The sequence below is a fragment of the Nitrosomonas marina genome, from assembly GCF_900110145.1.
Classification (GTDB): Bacteria; Pseudomonadota; Gammaproteobacteria; order Burkholderiales; family Nitrosomonadaceae; genus Nitrosomonas; species Nitrosomonas marina.
In genome coordinates this window covers 48,301-65,342 of the sequence record NZ_FOCP01000003.1, presented here as the reverse complement: position 1 = coordinate 65,342, position 17,042 = coordinate 48,301, and the positions used below count along the sequence as shown (strand labels likewise).

The following is a 17,042-nucleotide window of genomic DNA, read 5'->3' as shown; positions in this document are numbered from 1 at the left end:
TATCGTTAGTTTGCCTGTTTCGTCTGAATTTTAATTTTGAATTGTTAAGAGTTTCTAATAAAACAGACAGGCATGGTGTTTCGATTCGATTCGCAGCGAGTCCAGAACGTCACGAAACTCATTAGGGAGAGATTCTCATGAAAGATGAAAAAAACAGACTGACTACCGTCAGTGGTTGCCCCGTTGCAGATAATCAGAACGTGCAAACAGCAGGTCCGCGCGGTCCCATTTTATTGCAGGATGTTTGGTTTTTGGAAAAGCTTGCGCATTTCGATCGGGAAGTCATACCTGAACGACGTATGCACGCAAAAGGTTCAGGTGCGTATGGAACATTTACTGTTACGCACGATATAACCCGTTTTTCAAAGGCAAGCATTTTTTCTGAGATCGGCAAGAAAACAGAGGTCTTTATTCGCTTTTCGACAGTAGCCGGCGAACGTGGTGCGGCTGATGCTGAACGTGACATACGAGGGTTTGCGGTCAAGTTTTACACGGAAGAAGGTAATTGGGATTTAGTGGGAAATAATACACCCGTTTTCTTTATGCGTGATCCGCTCAAGTTTCCTGATCTCAATCATGCCGTAAAACGCGATCCGCGAACGAATCTGCGCAGTGCGCAAAGTAACTGGGATTTCTGGACGTTGCTTCCCGAGGCTTTGCACCAAATCACTATCGTTATGAGTGATCGAGGCATCCCGCGTACTTATAGGCACATGCATGGTTTTGGCAGTCATACATTTAGCTTCCTGAACGCTGAAAACGAACGGTTCTGGGTAAAATTCCATCTTAAAAGTCAGCAGGGTATTGATAATTTAAGCAACGCAGACGCTGCTGCGCTCATCGGAAAGGACCGGGAAAGTCATCAGCGTGACTTATATGAAGCTATCAGGCGCGGCGATTTTCCGCGCTGGGATTTAAAGGTCCAGATTATGCCGGAAGAAGATGCAGCAAACTACAGGTTTCATCCTTTCGATCTTACAAAAGTATGGCTGCAGTCAGACTATCCATTGATTGACGTAGGTGTGCTGGAACTTAATCGCAACCCGGAAAACTATTTTTCCGATGTTGAACAGGCTGCGTTTAATCCGGCAAATATTGTTCCCGGTATCGGCTTCTCGCCTGATAAAATGCTGCAAGGGCGACTGTTTTCCTATGGCGACGCGCAACGCTATCGTCTGGGTGTGAATCACGCTCAGATTCCGGTCAATCGACCTCGCTGTCCTGCTGCCAGTTACCATCGCGACGGATTGATGCGTGTCGATGGCAACTTCGGCAGTATGAAAGGATATGAACCGAACAGTCAGGGTGTATGGAGCGAATCACCCGATATTAAAGAGCCGCTATTATCGCTTTCTGGAGATGCAGGTCACTGGAACCATCGACAGGACGACGAAGATTACTATACGCAGCCGGGTATGCTGTTCCGTTTGTTGACACCGGAGAAACAGCAGATTCTGTTTGAAAATACCGCAGCTGAATTAGCGAATGTTGACGATGTCGTTCGAATGCGTCATATCCGTCATTGTATGAAGGCTGATCCGGCTTATGGAAAAGGAGTTGCAAAGGCCCTGAATATGTCTGTCAGTGACAGCGATTTCGAATGAATGAGCATTCGTAAAGTAGCAAGAACTGTAATCTGTAAATAATTAAATATTTTTTTGTCGTGAATTTAGAAATTTTATCGGGTTCAAAGCATGAACACCGCATTACTGCAACTTAATCATATCCAGCAGCATTATGCGGGCCATCAAGTGCTCGACCGTTTGTCACTCCGTTTGTATAAAGGAGAAATCGGTTGTCTTTTGGGTCCCAGTGGGTGCGGAAAGACTACCGCACTGCGTTGCATAGCCGGGTTTGAGCCTGTTACTGACGGAGAGATTCTCATCAACGGCGAATGCGTCAGTAGTGTACACACATGCGTACCACCGGAAAAAAGGCAGATTGGCATGGTGTTTCAGGATTATGCGTTGTTCCCGCATTTAGACGTATCAGCAAATATCGGTTTCGGTCTGCACCGGTTGTCCCGTACAGAACGCAGGCAGCAGGTTGAACACTGGTTGCAGATCGTGCAGCTTGAAAATGCAGCAAGTAAGTATCCTCATGAGCTTTCGGGCGGGCAGCAGCAGCGTGTCGCCCTGGCCAGGGCGCTTGCTCCAGGTCCTGAACTGCTGCTGCTCGATGAACCTTTTTCAAATCTGGACGTTACCTTGCGCGAACATTTGAGCCTGGAGGTGCGGGATATTTTGAAAAACCAGAATATTACCGCGATTTTGGTAACACATGACCAGTCTGAGGCCTTCGCGATTGCGGATAAAATCGGAGTGATGTTTGGCGGGGATATTCAACAGTGGGATAACGCATATAATTTGTATCACCGTCCGGTCAACAGGCTGGTTGCCGATTTTATCGGGCAGGGCGTGTTTCTCCCGGGTAATGTGGTTGATAAGCAGCAGATTGAAATTGAGCTGGGTTTGCTCAAAGGAGATGTTCCTCAGAACTGTCTGCCGGGCAGCAGGGTCGATGTTTTGATAAGGCCTGATGATATTGTGTACCTGGAAGACAGTCAACAACGTGCTGTTGTGATTAATAAGGCCTTTCGGGGTGCCGAAATATTATATACACTTCAGCTTGCAAGCGGCAGTAGGGTGCTGTCGCTGGTTCCGAGTCACCATAATCATATTGTTGGCGAGAAAATCGGTGTCAGACTTGCAACAGAACATATCGTTGCATTTGAACCTGTGGATTAAATAATGTTTTGTCCAGGCATCGAGTACTGTTGTGGTAGGCTGTATTGCCAGGGTTCAAGTTTTTAAAGCGTTAGTCACGCGACTTTATGTCTGATCTTTGTTTGGTCTGCGGTTGCGATATATTACTGCCCGCCGGTACACTATGCGTCAGCCATACATTACCACCAATGGTCGATCCGCGTCCGATCGTAATCCGTCCCAGAATAGTTGCGCCAGCATAGATCACCACATCATCCTCCACGATCGGATGACGTAGATTACCTTTGACCAGCGTCCCATTTTCATCGACTGGGAAGCGTTTTGCACCCAGGGTTACAGCTTGATACAAGCGTACATTCTGGCCTATGATGGCTGTTTCACCTATAACAACGCCTGTTCCATGGTCAATAAAAAAACTGCCGCCGATCCGTGCGCCGGGATGAATTTCTATTCCCGTTGTAGAGTGGGCGATTTCTGAAATCATTCGCGCAATCAACGGTACGCCGAGGTTGTGAAGTTCGTGTGCAAGCCGATAATGCGTTATTGCCATGATACCCGGATAGCAAACCAGAACCTCGTCTACGTTGCGTGCGGCTGGGTCACCTTCGTATGCGGCAATAATATCGCTGTCAAGCAGTATGCGTATTTGAGGCAAACGTTTGGTAAATGCCTGCGTAATCACAATGGATTTTTCCCTGTCTTCGGGACTGAGCGCTTCCAAGCCGGAGTTGTAATGCAGTTCGTGCTGTATCTGCACCATCAAATCGCGCAAAGTAACATTGAGGGTATGTCCCACATAATGATCGATGCCTTCGTTCGACAATTCTGATGAACCCAGGCGATTGGGGAATAAAGCAGCCCCCAGCCCTTCTGCTACACTTGCCAGAATTTTTCGCGATGGCAGTTTCGGTGGTCTGTCATGCCTTTTACGGCTTTCCAGTGACGCGATACGTATTTCTCTTAACTCTGTAACAATATCGTCAATATTTAAATTGGTACTTCTGACCTGGATATCTCGCGTTTTTTTGGTACTGTTCACGTTACGTCATCCCTTCCAATACGTCATATTCATGAAGTGATCTGGCAGGCTTTATAACAGGGGCTGTTATAAAGCGTCTGTTTTTGACTTATTTTAACCATTTGTTTTTCGTCCGTTTCGTGATGCCTGCCAAGGAAACATTCTCCAACGGTATGTGAATACTGAATTTATCGAGTAATGATGGTGTCGTTAAAATAGAAAAAACCGTTGTTTCACTGTTTATCAACATTTCAACGACTATTACCGGTCACCCAATTCGCTATTATAATGTAAATAGAGATTATCATTCCAAAAGCTTTTTGATGAAATATCATGGTTTGGCATTTGAATCAATGGTGGCGTAATCGAATTCTTGAACGAGAAGAAATTCCGCGTCATATTTGGCAAAAAGTAACTCATCTGCGTTGCCTGAGAGGGATGAATGTGGATGATCTGCGTCGACTGCAAGCGCTGGTCTTGTTTTTTTTGCACGCGAAAGTGATCAATGGTGCGCATGATCTTGAGATTACAGATGAAATGCGCGTCGCAATTGCACTGCAGGCATGTATTCCGATTCTGAATCTGGATCTGGGTTATTACGACGACTGGATTGAAATAATTGTTTATCCGGGAGAGTTTATTCTTGATTATGAATACGTTGATGAGATCGGGGTTGTGCATCATGCGAGGAATATTGCTTCAGGTGAGGCCTGGCTGTCGGGCCCGGTTATTTTAACCTGGCCGGAGAATACAAGCATGCATACCGGGTCCGCTCATAATGTCATTATTCACGAGTTTGCGCATAAACTGGATATGCGGCATGAAGGCGCAAACGGTTGTCCGCCATTACATGCTGATATGAGCATGCAAACCTGGCATGATGTATTCAGTCAGGCTTATGCAGCGTTCTGCAGCCAGGTTGAACGAGACTGTGATACGGTTATTGATGCTTATGCGGCCGAGAGTCCTGCAGAGTTTTTTGCTGTAATGAGCGAAGTTTTTTTTGAGTCGCCTTTGATTCTCAAGCAGTACTTTGCTGCCGTCTACGAGCAGTTGGCATTGTTTTATCGCCAGGACCCGGCAAGGCGTATGTTGGTCGAGTGATTCACGGTCATACGGTTACGGCAGCAGGGTATGCTCATGTGCGTATGATTTTTGCGACTTCCTTGATACGACGCAAACTACGCATTACCTGAGCCAAATGATACCGACTTTTTACCTGCAGGATAAATCCCATGGCGGTGTAGTCTTTTTCGCTCTCCATGGCAATATCATCTATATTGGTTTCGGTTTTTGCAATCGCCGCTGCAATTCGAGCCAGAACGCCGTGTTTGTTTGCAGCAACAATCTTGATCTTGACTTCGAATGTTCGGGTGATCTGTTTACCCCAAGTGACATCCAGATAATTTTCCGGATTTTTCTGCGCATGTGCGATAATCGAGCAATGATGGGCATGAATGACAAGTCCGTGATCTTTTTTAATCAATCCGACAATAACGTCGCCGGGTATCGGATGACAGCACTTGGCAAACTGAACTGTCAGACCCTCTGTACCAAGGATTGTAATCGGATCGCTGGGTAACTGCTCATTTTTAACCGATTCAAGCGGAGAAATCAGTCGTTTGGCGATTACCACAGGTAATTGCTTACCCAGCGCCAGATCAGCCAACAGCGCTTTTTTTGATTTGAAGCCGCTGTCGCGAACCAGTTTTTCCCATTGTGCTTCACTGATCAGGTCGGGCTCTACATTTAAAGCAAGCAACGCTTGGTTTAACATGCGCTCACCCAATTCAACAGACTCGTCGAACTGTATGGTTTTAAGAAAATGTCTGATCTGAGAGCGTGCTCTACCTGTAACAACATAGCTCAGCCATGATGGGTTGGGTTTTGCGTAAGGTGCAGTTATGATTTCTACACGATCACCGTTTTTCAGTTCACTGCGCAGCGGAGCGTTCTCGCCGTTGATTTTTGCGGCAACACAGCAATTACCGATATCGGAGTGAATCGCGTATGCAAAATCCACAGCTGTCGAACGTCTCGGTAGTGTCAGAATCTTGCCCTGTGGCGTGAAGACATAGACGTCGCCCGGGAATAAATCTATTTTCAGATGTTCCATGAACTCCATCGAATCGGCCGAGTCGCTTAAAATTTCCAGCAGGCTTTGCAGCCATTGATGCGTTTTCATATGCAAATCGTTGAGATTTGTATCGGTACTCTTGTATAGCCAGTGGGACGCGACACCGTTTTCTGAGATTCGGTGCATTTCCGACGTACGGATTTGTATTTCAATTGGAATGCCAAAAGGGCCGAGCAGGGTACTGTGCAGCGATTGATATCCGTTCGCTTTTGGGATTGCGATATAATCCTTGAATTTTCCAGGAATCGGTCTGTATAAACCATGTAATGCGCCCAGTGCGACATAGCAGGAGGGAGCATCCTTGACAATCACGCGGAATCCGTAAATATCAAGCACCTCAGAAAATGACAGCTGCTTTTCCGCCATTTTTTTGTAAATGCTGTAAATGTGTTTTTCACGCCCGTGAACATGTGCCTCAAGCCCAGCATCTTTTAACTTGTTTATAATGGCATTCTGAATTTTTCCGACTACCTCCCGGCGATTACCGCGAGCCGCTCGGGTTGCTTTGACCAGCACGCGATAGCGTAATGGATGTGAATAACGAAACCCCAGTTCCTGTAATTCCTGGTAAATCTTGTTTAATCCCAGGCGATGGGCGATAGGCGCATAAATTTCCAGTGTTTCACGGGCAATGCTTCGTTGTTTCTCAGTTCGCATAACATCCAGTGTCTGCATGTTATGCAATCTGTCGGCCAGCTTAATCAAAATGACCCGCACATCTTGCGCCATGGCCAGAAACATTTTGCGAAAATTCTCAGCCTGCGCTTCGGCTTGAGTCTGGAATTGGATTTTATCCAGTTTGGAAACGCCATCAACCAGTTCCGCAACGGACTCGCCAAATCGTTCGCTGATTTCTTCTTTGGAAATATCCGTGTCTTCCACGACATCATGGAGCAGTGCCGCAGTTAGTGTAGGTGCGTCCATATGCAGCTCGCCTAAAATTCGGGCAACTGCTAGTGGATGAGAGATATAGGGCTCGCCCGATTTTCTGTATTGACCAGAGTGTGCTCCATGGCCAAAGGTATACGCGTTTTTCAGCTGAGAAACATCTTCCGGTCTCAGATACAGAGCAGCTTCGGAAAACAATAACTCGGCTTCAAGCATTGGTGTGAACGACTTGATTAAATGAGTGAAGTTGTGAAACGGTCGACAGTTCGAAAAAAACGAATAGCAATGTGAAGGTGGGCTATTCGCTTGTAACGCTATAGATTTTTCGGATTTAATATATCCATATCGAATTTACCCTGGGCAAGTTCGCGCAACGCTATCACAGTAGGTTTGTCGCGAGCTGATTCAATCATGGGCGAAGCGCCAATTGCCAGTTGTCTTGCGCGGGCCGTTGCAGCCAGTGTCATGTCAAAACGATTCGGTATTTTTGTCAAACAATCATCTACGGTTATGCGTGCCATAATATTAATTTCAAAGAATTGATAAGAATAGTGTTATCGTTAAAAATAAATTTTTATGTTAATTGTGTAATCAGTGTCTGGTGCTTTTTAATCTGACGTTCCCTTCTCAGACGCTCTGCATTGACGATACAAACCAGATTATTCGCTGCTTTTTCCAATTCGTCGTTAATAATAACATAGTCGAATTCATTCACGTGACTGACTTCTTCACGGACAGCTTCAAGCCGTTTTTTTATCACATCTGCTTCATCCTGATCACGCGAAACCAATCGCTTTTCAAGCGTAGTGCAAGAAGGCGGTAAAATAAAAATACCAATGGCATTTGAAAAAAAACGACGAACCTGTGCAGCTCCCTGGCAATCGATTTCAAGTACAATATCCTGTCCTGCTGCTATAGCTGCGTCAATCCATTTTTTTGAGGTGCCATACAGGTTGCCATAGACCTCGGCGCACTCAAGAAATTCTCCACGTATCTGCATCTGTTTAAAAATATCTTCGCTGATAAAGTGGTAATCACGTCCTTCAACTTCTGCAGGGCGCCGTGGACGTGAGGTATACGAAATCGATAGTTTGAGGTGCGTATCTCTTTTTAATAACGCTCTGATCAAACTTGTTTTTCCTGTACCTGAGGGTGCGCTAATAATAAACAAACAACCTGAATTTGTAGACGTGGCCATAATCGTATGTTATTCCTGTTTCAGAGAAAGCTTATCTCGTATGCAACGCCGTAATCACCTGAGCTTTCAGTGTTTTGATGAGTCGCATTTCTTCTGATGATACACCTTCGGGCGCTTCAAGCAGACGGTCTGCATAAAATAATCCGATCCTTTTTTCATTCAACACCAGAGGCAGCACAATAAAACTGCGCGCGTCCGGCAATAAATCCAAATGCCATTGCGGCTGCAGATTACGTACTTTACCAATGGATGCGTCTGAAATAATCAAATCTACATTTTGTTTCATTGCTAAGTGGAATAAATCAGTAGATGCTGCGAGCGGGAATGTAAATGCTTTCTGGAGTCCCAGATAGTTGCTGCCAAGCGAGCTGCGTGCACGGTAAAGGCCTCTTTCCTGATCGCGTAAGCATAGCGTTATGAAACGAAACCCTAGGCTATTATAAAAGGTTTCCAGAATCAATGTAATCAGGTCGCTCAACTGGTATCTGCCCGAGGCCATAACTTCTGTGGCATCCTGAATTCCGGTCAGTAGCAGCTTGGCTGCATTATACGGTTTACCACTGGGGTAACGCTGTATGTCCGAGGTCTCTTCATTTTGTTCAAGCGCAAACGTCAGTTCTTTGAGCAAGTGTTCTTCAGTTTCAAGGTTTAATTCAAGCGTATCCGGACTTCTCCTGATTTCCCTGTTTTGATCGGAGGAACTTAAACCGACATTAATTTCAAACGCTTTTGTTTCGTTGGACGCATGTGTTATTAATGCATTCAACTTGACCTTGTTGAGGTCAAGTGCCTTACCGAAACGATGCAACAGTGTATTTGCCAAATTAGTGTTAAGTGATTCTTCTTGACTAAGTATCAGGGGAACAGTTTTGTGGCTGAACTCAACGACCTGCTGCATCCATTCAAGTTTGCTTTTGGGTGGTTGAAAAATATCTACCGGTCTAACTGTTAACGTGTTGATAATACGTTCGGGAATTTCCCATTCCTGCATGACTTTCCCGGCGAAATTATCCAGATCAAATCGAAGTATCTGCCTGTAAGCCTGTGAAGGTGTGTGAGAGCCTTGTTGGATCAAGGCCGTTATTTCCTGATAGAGTTCAGGATAATATACAGCCAGCAATAAACGACCGATATTTTTAAATAGTGCAGCAACTGCGACCTCCTCTGCATCACTGAAGCGGCTGCGCCGGGCAAGCTCGCGGCCTACCATACTGGTTGCCAGCGCATATATCAGTTCATGGCGGACATGTTTGGCTTTCTTTTCCGACATTCCGTCAACAAGCAGTACCGCCAGTGCACATGTCTTGACTGTATTAAATCCCAGTAGAAAAATAGCTTTACTGACACTCGTTATTGCCTTGTTGGATACAGTGCGAAAGGATACCGAATTGGAAAGCCGGAGTATTTTCTGGGTCAGAGAAACGTCTGATAGTACAAAGTAGGTCAGTTTGCGTATGGACTCATCGTCAGAAGAAGATAATTGAATGATCTGTGCTATCGAAGCCCCTAAAGCGGGCAGGTCCTGGTCACTGCGAATAGTTGCTAATAAATCATCCTCTAACGTATTCGCTCTACCGCTATAGCTTTCGTTTTCAATCATTTTTAAATTAGAGGAAGTCTCGCTCGATAAATTTTCTGCAAAATTCAGTTTTGCTGCCATTGTTGCTATTATGTCATGCCCATTGGAATTAAGATCTGACAAACCAGTGATTAATAAAGGCTGGCGTCTCAGCATGCGTTACAGATACGCCAAAATTATGCCAGTATCTTTATATACGATACAGCTCCGAACCTATCGGTCAAATAAGCCGGAAAATGACGGCAAAATCACCTTATACTATTTTTTCCAAAATAGTTGCTACTGATGATTCTCTGTGTTGTGGGCCATGACACTGGCATAAAATTTCAAGCAACGAGTTGATGAAAACGATGAATGTGGCTTTTCAACCGGTATGATTCCGGCAGGGTTGATTCAGCTCAAGCAGGCAGTACCAATAGATGAGTGTAATACATTTCCTTCATAGTTACTGCAGGCATTTTTTTCGCGCTGGTGTTCGGATAATCAGGTTTCATGCTTCGGAAACAGCCTCATCAAAATATTTTTTGATGAGGCATTGATAATTTTGCTTTTCCAAAAGGGTTGTAATACTGGATTTGTGCGCGGCATCCAGTCTGTATCTTGTGTCAAGAAAAGCTTTAGGGTGTCTTTGTGTTTCGCACCATATCTATAACTGCATTCAGTGTTTGCATGGTGTCTTGTGGTGTTCCACCCTTTTTGCCGCTGGTTAGATATTGTCCTTCAACGACAAATGCCGGAACGCCGGTCAACTGGTACTGTCGCATCATTTGATTTGTGCGGGCAACCTGGTTCTGTATGGTAAAAGATTGGTAAATATTGATAAATTTATCCTTATCAATGCCTTGTCGATCGATCCAATTAAACAGGACGGATTCGTCACTGAGATCGATTTTGTCACGGTGAATGGCGTCATACACTCTGTCGTGCATTGTTTCGAGTTCATTCATTGCTACGATGGTGTAAAACGTTTTGGCGCCCGGTATCCAGTTGTTTCTGAAAATAGCAGGCACATAGCGAAAGTCGACATCGTCCGGTTTGTTTTTCAGCCAGGTCTTTATATGTGGATGCAGACTGTTGCAGTGCGGACAGCCGTACCAGAAAAATTCAATTACCTCGATACGTTCATTGTTCTGTGTGGGTTGAGGGTTTTGTAATATCTTGTAATCGCGTCCGGCTACAATCTCGGCATGAACACCGCTCGTACTCAATAATATGATTCCAAAAAAAACGTTCAACACGGTAATCAGTCTGTTCATATGCTTGCTCACCTTGATATGTGAAGTAAATTGATAAGAAATCAATCCGTATGTATTACTGGGTTTTGATAAACTGTGCTTCTATGCCGTTTTCCCGCAAGGTGTGATGCATCTGATCGACGCGGGATTTTTGAGTGAAAGGACCAACCCGTACCCGATACCAGATCCCCTTTTCGGACAAATCGGCAGATTGCACCGACGCAAACACGCCCAACATCGCAAGCCTTGCCTTGAGATTATCTGCATCAGCATTGCTGCGAAACGAACCAACCTGAAGATAATAGGTTTCTGTAATAGCCTGAGCTGGTTGAATCTGTTTTTCCCTGGCTGGAATCGGTTGCGGCAACGAAACGGGTGGAGTAGGGGCAGGTTTAGGTTTTTCAATGATCTGTGGTTGCTCTTGAGTTACCAGAGGTGGCTCGTCTAGCAAGGTGGATTCGTCATCGCCTGGCAAAATGTTATAGAAGTCAAACTGCAATTTTTCATCCACTTTCGCAGTATTTTCCGAGCGTGCTTCGATTGTCTCATCCTGTCCTTTACTGTTGTCGGGATCGTCATGTACGCCGCGATGTTCGCTTATCTGATGTTCCGTTAAAAAGGGGCTGGGTGCCTGTTCCAGATAAAACCAGATGCCAATGGCGCTGATAATGCCCAGTGTATAACCGATAAAGATACCCAGCAACAGGGCGCCCTTGCCGCTTCTGGATGATGCGGATTTGCGGGATTTATAGTCACGGCTCATAAATCTGTTTTGTCCTTTTTAAAAACAACCTACATCTTTTCCGGAGCGCCGACACCCAGTAATGCCAGTCCATTTCTCAATACTTGCCGGATTGCTGTAATCAACACAAGGCGAGCTTCCATAAGAGGAATATTTGTTACCAGGAAATGCGTAGAATTATAGTAACTATGAAATTCGCTGGCCAGTTCTCTCAAATAGAACGCAATCAGATGGGGTGAGAATTCCTCCGCGGCTGCAATGATGATATCGGGAAAATCAATCAGTCGTTGCAGCAACGCCAGTTCGGATGCGTTGGCCAGCAGGTTTGTATCTGCATTCGTTAGTCTCGCTATATCGCCACCCCACTGTTCCAGCACACTGCAGATGCGGGCATGGGCATATTGAATATAGTAGACTGGATTGTCGTTACTTTGTGATTTAGCTAAATCAAGATCGAAATCGAGGTGTTGATCGCTTTTACGCATCACGTAGAAAAATCGTGCAGCGTCATTGCCGACTTCCTGACGCAGTTCCCGAAGTGTGACGAAATCGCCCGATCGTGTCGACATGGATGCTTTTTTGCCATTTCTATATAGTACGGCAAACTGTACCAGAGCGATGTTAAGCCTGTCTGCATCCAGCGCCAATGCCTGCAATGCTGCTTTTACCCGCGGAATATAACCATGGTGATCGGCTCCCCATACATTGATAATCGTTTCAAAGCCGCGTTCAAATTTGTTGAGATGATATGCGATATCCGAAGCAAAATAGGTGTACTGACCGTTTTCTCGTTGTACTACGCGATCTTTCTCATCACCGAATTCAGTGGAGCGAAACCAGACGGCACCATCCTGACGATAAAGGTGTTTCTTTTCTTCCAGTTCACGAACAGCTTGTGCTACCAGACCGTTATCGAAAAGTGATTGTTCAGAAAACCAAGTGTCGAACGACACGCCGAATTCCATCAAATCGTTGCGGCAGTCTCCCAGTTGTTCGGTCAGTACAAAATTATGTATGTAGGCGTAATCCTGGTCAAGAATAGCCTTGGCGTTGGCGATGAGTCGGTCCAGCAAGTCGTCTGTATTTATCGCTGTTTCGTATGCCGAAGCAGGGAAGCCCTGCAGCAGTTTCTCCGGATGATGCACGTACCGGTCGGCATGCGCTTCATGGATCAGCCGTGCCATGACTTTGACATAGTCGCCCTGGTAAGCATTATCTGGAAATGGTATGTGTATGTCGTTTAGCTCCAGATAACGCAACCAAGTTGAGACCGCCAGAATATCCATCTGGCGCCCGGCGTCATTGACATAATACTCGCGTGTTACAGTGAAACCGGCTGCTGAAAGCACATTCGCAAGGCTCGCGCCAAAAGCGGCTCCTCGCCCATGCCCGACATGAAGCGGTCCGGTTGGATTTGCAGAAACAAATTCAACCTGAATCTCTCTCTTCTTGCCGAAATCGCTGGTGCCATATGCACTGCTCCGTTGTAAGATATTATCAAGACAGGCCTGTTTAGCGGCTGTCTTGATAAAAAAATTGATAAACCCCGCACCGGCGACTTCCACCTTTTCCAGGTACGGTGATGGCGGTAATGCTGCAATCAAAAGTGCGGCAATTTCACGGGGATTTTTTCGGAGCGGTTTGGCCAGTTGCATGGCGAGATTGCAGGAATAGTCGCCGTGATCGGTTTGCCGGGTCCGGACTATCTCTATACCGGATTGTTTCCCACTGCCGGTTGTGATCTGTTCAACAGCATGAAGCATCAGTTGAGATATGTGGTCTTTGAAATTCGGGGGCGCTGCTGTGTCCATAGTGATGGAATGTTTCTATTCCTTTATTTTTATTAAGGTTTAATCAGGGTGATATTTTAATATACTCTGCCTTCGGTTGTCTGCGCCGTTGCATGATTTTGTTTTTTGTCCGGCTTCAATTTCCGTTATTTATTTTTCCCGTATGTTGGCGAAATGTTTCGAACAAACAAATACCCGCACTGACCGATACATTAAGGCTTTCGACGCCGCCTTGCATGGGGATGCGTACTAGCTGATCACAAGTTTCCCGCGTCAGTCGCCTCATCCCTTTCTCTTCGGAACCGAATACCCAGGCGACCGAACTATGGATTGAAAAATCATGCAAATCATGCTCCGCATCGTCTGCTGTTCCGACAATCCAGATATCGCGCGCTTTAATCTGTCGCATCGTCCGCGCCAGATTGGTAACGGGAATATAAGGCACAGTATCGGCTGCTCCACTGGATACCTGGTAAACAGTCGCAGTCAATCCGACTGCACGGTCTTTCGGCGCGATGACGGCATGCACACCAAAAGCGTCCGCTACGCGCAGACATGCTCCCAGGTTATGCGGATCCTGTATGCCATCCAGTATCAGTAGTCTGGCCGGACCGTTTAATGTATCCAGAACATCATCAATGTTGGATGCCAAGATTGCCTGATCGACTACGGCCGCCACACTATGATGCCGATTTCCTCCCGCCATTTTCTCTAGCCGATCGTGTTCACAGAAAATCAGCCGCACCTGTCTGGATTCGGCCAAAGACGCCAGATTGCGAATACGTTGATCGTTGCGTCCGGCGTCAACATAGATCTCCCGGACGCTGTCCGGATGTTGTCTTAACCGACTGATAACGGCATGAAACCCAAAAATGATGCGTGTGGTTGACATTTATTACGTGAACATTGTTGCAATTATGAGAGGTTACTATGAAATCGATGGTGCTATCGTGTCTTATGCTTCGATTTGTTTTTTCTGGGTACAGTATTTTTTTTGAATTCATTCAGAATGAAGTCAATTTTACTGGTTTCCAGATTAACTCGCACCAGTTTGACACTCAGGCGGTCGCCTATGCGGAATTGTCTGCCGGTACGTTCACCTAACAAACAGTGACGGGCCGGATCAAAGTGAAAATAGTCGCTGGGCAGTTCTGATATATGAATCAGTCCCTCTACATACATCTCTTCGAGCGCCACAAACAGACCAAAACCGGTGACACTGCTGATAATCCCATCAAAACATTCACCGATCCTGTCCTGCATGAAAAAACATTTCAGCCAGGTCTCTACATCCCGCGTGGCTTCATCGGCCCGCCGTTCCGTCTGTGAACAATAGCTTCCGAGTTCTTGCCAGTCACCGGGCGTATATTGCTCGCCGCGCAGTACCGCCTTGATGGCCCGATGTGTCAGTAAATCCGGATAACGCCTGATGGGTGAAGTAAAGTGCGTATAGGCATCGTATGCCAGACCGAAATGGCCACAATTATCGGGGCTGTACTGCGCCTGCGGTAAAGAACGCAGCATGACGGTCTGCAAAAGATGTATGTCCGGCCTGTTTTTTATTTTGCTGAGGGTTTTTGCATAATCACTCGCTTTCGGTTTGTTTTTTCCGCCAAGCTGTACGCCGAATTCCTTTAAAAAGTCTCGAAGCGCTTCAAGTTTGTCGGCAGCTGGTCTTTCGTGAATACGATACAGGACTGGGTGACCATGCTGCTGCAAAAAATCGGCAGCGCACACATTGGCCGCGAGCATGCATTCTTCTATTAAACGGTGAGCGTCGTTACGCTGAATTGGTTCGATCTTATCAATCTTGCCCTGCGCATTAAATAACATTTGTGTTTCTGTGGTTTCAAAATCAATAGCACCACGTTTTTTACGCGCTTTCAGTAATACTTTGAACAGAGCATGCAGGTTTTTCAGATCAGGCAACAGTTTTGCATGTTGTTTGGCTTCCTTGCTTTTTGGATGAGTCAGCATGGCAGCAACTCTGGTGTAGGTCAGGCGCGCATGCGATTTCATCAGCGCCGGATAAAACACATAATGCTGTTGCTCGCCATGCGCATCGAAACGGATTTCACATACCATGCACAAACGGTTCTTTTTGGGGTTCAGTGAACAAAGCCCGTTTGACAGCACTTCGGGTAGCATAGGAATGACGCGTTGTGGGAAATACACCGAATTGCCGCGTGTTAGCGCTTCCCGGTCAAATGCATCGTCAGGGTGTACGTATTGTGAAACGTCTGCAATCGCAACGTACAAGGTGAATCCGTGATCATCGCGCTCGCAATAAACCGCATCGTCAAAATCGCGCGCCGTTTCGCCGTCAATGGTTACCAGGGGTAGATGACGCAGGTCTCGTCGTTCTGCATAATCTTTTCGCAGTACGCGGGCCGGCAGCTTGGTCGACAGTTTTTCGATTTCATCCGAAAAAACATGCGGCAGATCATGCTTGCGTAATGCAATTTCTATTTCCATTCCAGCATCGATATAATCGCCAAGAATTTCGACGATTCGTCCAATCGGTTGTGCTTGCTTGCTGGGCTGTTGGATTATTTCAACCATGACAACCTGTCCGGCACTGGCGTTAAGGGACGAGTCGCCCGGGATCAGAATATCCTGACTGATTCGTTTATTTTCCGCTACAACATGCATAATGCCATGATCCATATACAGGCGTCCGACCAGTCGATGATTGACCCGCTCAAGCACTTCAACAACAACGGCTTCGCGCCTGCCGCGTTTGTCCAGACCAGTTTGGCGGACCAGAACATGGTCACCATGCAGTATCTTGTGCATTTCCTTGGCCGATAAAAACAAGTCAGCGCTGCCGTCATCAGGAATCAGAAAACCGTAACCATCTGCGTGTCCCTGAACTGTTCCCTTGATCAAATCCAGTTTCTCCATGACGCAAAGATCGCCTTTACGATTTCGGAAAATCTGTCCTTCCCTGAGCATGGCAGCCAGTCTGCGTGTAAAGGCATCCTGCTCATGGCGTTTAATACCAAGCAGTTTTTGCAATTGGTTTTCTGCCGTAGGGATACCGTTTTGTTTTAGTATCTGAAGAATAAATTCCCGGCTCGGCAGCGGGTGGGTATAGCGCGTCTTTTCGCGATCGAGATATGGATCTTGCTTTCTCAGCTTGCGGTGTTCTTTAATTGACAAAATAGTGATTTCCTATAGAATGTTGCACTCTTTTCGGTCTGATAATAATCATATACGAAGTTGCCCAGATGGCGGAATTGGTAGACGCGCATGGTTCAGGTCCATGTTCCTTCGGGTGTGGAGGTTCGAGTCCTCTTCTGGGCACCATGAAAACAATGATCCAGATATACACGAAATGTTCCAAAAGCTCATGGTATTGAACAGATTTCTGAAAAAATCCTTGCAATGGTTGTGGCGTTATACACTGGTTTCATTCGTACACTTATTTCGCAAAAATTCCGTTCTTTCTGTCTGTTTTTCTTGTAATGCCGGAATATATTTGCCAGAAAACTCTAAAAACTGACTAATCTGCCATTACTCAATAGATGGGGCGCGAATGTTTTGGATTCTGTATTGCGTTCATGCCCGAGTAGGCTGTAGCTGCTGTGTAGTTCGCCGCATTAACTGAAGAATACAGCATAACGGATAACATATCCAAATTGACTCAACCCTAACTGTTCAATATAGATAAATCTGGGCGATTTCAGGATTTCTGAAGGGGATTTGAAGAACAAAAACGCATATCAG

At 45.9% G+C, this 17,042-nt stretch carries 13 protein-coding genes and 1 tRNA gene; 4 read left to right on the top strand and 10 right to left on the bottom strand.

Annotated elements, in window-relative coordinates:
- Nucleotides 1-137: 137 nt before the first annotated feature.
- The gene (locus BMX44_RS02915; RefSeq protein WP_090627803.1) at nt 138-1,604 is read left to right on the top strand and encodes a catalase; all 1,467 of its coding nucleotides are present in this window, start codon (nt 138-140) and stop codon (nt 1,602-1,604) included.
- 90 nt (nt 1,605-1,694) lie between these two features.
- Entirely contained in the window at nt 1,695-2,747 is a 1,053-nt protein-coding gene (locus BMX44_RS02910; RefSeq protein ID WP_090627800.1) for an ABC transporter ATP-binding protein, read from the top strand.
- Between the two features lie 70 nt (nt 2,748-2,817).
- Here BMX44_RS02910 and epsC read toward each other — a convergent pair whose 3' ends face one another.
- The gene (gene epsC, locus BMX44_RS02905) at nt 2,818-3,765 is read right to left on the bottom strand and encodes a serine O-acetyltransferase EpsC (protein WP_090627797.1); all 948 of its coding nucleotides are present in this window, start codon (nt 3,763-3,765) and stop codon (nt 2,818-2,820) included.
- Between the two features lie 312 nt (nt 3,766-4,077).
- Between epsC and BMX44_RS02900 the strand changes: the two genes are divergently transcribed.
- Nucleotides 4,078-4,848 carry a M90 family metallopeptidase gene (locus tag BMX44_RS02900; protein ID WP_090627795.1) on the top strand — a complete coding sequence of 257 codons (771 nt, stop codon included), beginning with the start codon at nt 4,078-4,080 and terminating at the stop codon, nt 4,846-4,848.
- Nucleotides 4,849-4,882: 34 nt separating this feature from the next.
- Here the strand turns inward: BMX44_RS02900 and BMX44_RS02895 are convergent, their stop codons facing one another.
- From BMX44_RS02895 to rnr, 9 genes are all read right to left on the bottom strand, one after another.
- Nucleotides 4,883-6,985: a RelA/SpoT family protein gene (locus BMX44_RS02895; protein WP_090627793.1), complete on the bottom strand. Its 2,103-nt coding sequence runs from the start codon at nt 6,983-6,985 to the stop codon at nt 4,883-4,885.
- A gap of 98 nt (nt 6,986-7,083) precedes the next feature.
- Complete coding sequence (rpoZ, locus tag BMX44_RS02890; RefSeq protein WP_090627790.1) at nt 7,084-7,290, bottom strand: DNA-directed RNA polymerase subunit omega; 207 nt, start codon at nt 7,288-7,290, stop codon at nt 7,084-7,086.
- Nucleotides 7,291-7,343: 53 nt separating this feature from the next.
- The gene (gmk, locus tag BMX44_RS02885; RefSeq protein ID WP_090627788.1) at nt 7,344-7,967 is read right to left on the bottom strand and encodes a guanylate kinase; all 624 of its coding nucleotides are present in this window, start codon (nt 7,965-7,967) and stop codon (nt 7,344-7,346) included.
- Nucleotides 7,968-7,998: 31 nt separating this feature from the next.
- On the bottom strand, nt 7,999-9,567 hold the full coding sequence (locus BMX44_RS02880; protein ID WP_090628150.1) for an HDOD domain-containing protein: 1,569 nt from the start codon (nt 9,565-9,567) through the stop codon (nt 7,999-8,001).
- A gap of 596 nt (nt 9,568-10,163) precedes the next feature.
- Entirely contained in the window at nt 10,164-10,802 is a 639-nt protein-coding gene (locus BMX44_RS02875) for a thiol:disulfide interchange protein DsbA/DsbL (protein ID WP_090627786.1), read from the bottom strand.
- Between the two features lie 55 nt (nt 10,803-10,857).
- A complete protein-coding gene (locus tag BMX44_RS02870; protein WP_090627783.1) occupies nt 10,858-11,544 on the bottom strand; it encodes an SPOR domain-containing protein in 687 nt (228 codons plus the stop codon).
- A 29-nt stretch (nt 11,545-11,573) separates the two neighbouring features.
- A complete protein-coding gene (gene argS, locus BMX44_RS02865; protein WP_090627781.1) occupies nt 11,574-13,334 on the bottom strand; it encodes an arginine--tRNA ligase in 1,761 nt (586 codons plus the stop codon).
- Nucleotides 13,335-13,449: 115 nt separating this feature from the next.
- Nucleotides 13,450-14,205, bottom strand: coding sequence for a 23S rRNA (guanosine(2251)-2'-O)-methyltransferase RlmB (gene rlmB, locus BMX44_RS02860; protein ID WP_090627780.1), 756 nt, complete (start codon nt 14,203-14,205; stop codon nt 13,450-13,452).
- A gap of 53 nt (nt 14,206-14,258) precedes the next feature.
- On the bottom strand, nt 14,259-16,475 hold the full coding sequence (gene rnr / locus BMX44_RS02855; protein ID WP_090627778.1) for a ribonuclease R: 2,217 nt from the start codon (nt 16,473-16,475) through the stop codon (nt 14,259-14,261).
- 62 nt (nt 16,476-16,537) lie between these two features.
- On the opposite strand from rnr, the gene BMX44_RS02850 reads away from it, so the two are divergent.
- Nucleotides 16,538-16,622, top strand: a tRNA-Leu gene (locus BMX44_RS02850).
- Nucleotides 16,623-17,042: the final 420 nt, after the last annotated feature.

Excerpts from the sequence above, each read along its gene's own strand:
- gmk (WP_090627788.1), bottom strand. The coding sequence starts at position 7,967 with ATGGCCACGTCTACAAATTCAGGTTGTTTGTTTATTATTAGCGCACCC.
- rpoZ (WP_090627790.1), bottom strand. The coding sequence starts at position 7,290 with ATGGCACGCATAACCGTAGATGATTGTTTGACAAAAATACCGAATCGT.
- BMX44_RS02910 (WP_090627800.1), top strand. The coding sequence starts at position 1,695 with ATGAACACCGCATTACTGCAACTTAATCATATCCAGCAGCATTATGCG.
- BMX44_RS02900 (WP_090627795.1), top strand. The coding sequence starts at position 4,078 with ATGGTTTGGCATTTGAATCAATGGTGGCGTAATCGAATTCTTGAACGA.
- argS (WP_090627781.1), bottom strand. The coding sequence starts at position 13,334 with ATGGACACAGCAGCGCCCCCGAATTTCAAAGACCACATATCTCAACTG.
- rlmB (WP_090627780.1), bottom strand. The coding sequence starts at position 14,205 with ATGTCAACCACACGCATCATTTTTGGGTTTCATGCCGTTATCAGTCGG.
- BMX44_RS02870 (WP_090627783.1), bottom strand. The coding sequence starts at position 11,544 with ATGAGCCGTGACTATAAATCCCGCAAATCCGCATCATCCAGAAGCGGC.
- BMX44_RS02915 (WP_090627803.1), top strand. The coding sequence starts at position 138 with ATGAAAGATGAAAAAAACAGACTGACTACCGTCAGTGGTTGCCCCGTT.
- BMX44_RS02880 (WP_090628150.1), bottom strand. The coding sequence starts at position 9,567 with ATGATTGAAAACGAAAGCTATAGCGGTAGAGCGAATACGTTAGAGGAT.
- BMX44_RS02895 (WP_090627793.1), bottom strand. The coding sequence starts at position 6,985 with ATGCTTGAAGCCGAGTTATTGTTTTCCGAAGCTGCTCTGTATCTGAGA.
- BMX44_RS02875 (WP_090627786.1), bottom strand. The coding sequence starts at position 10,802 with ATGAACAGACTGATTACCGTGTTGAACGTTTTTTTTGGAATCATATTA.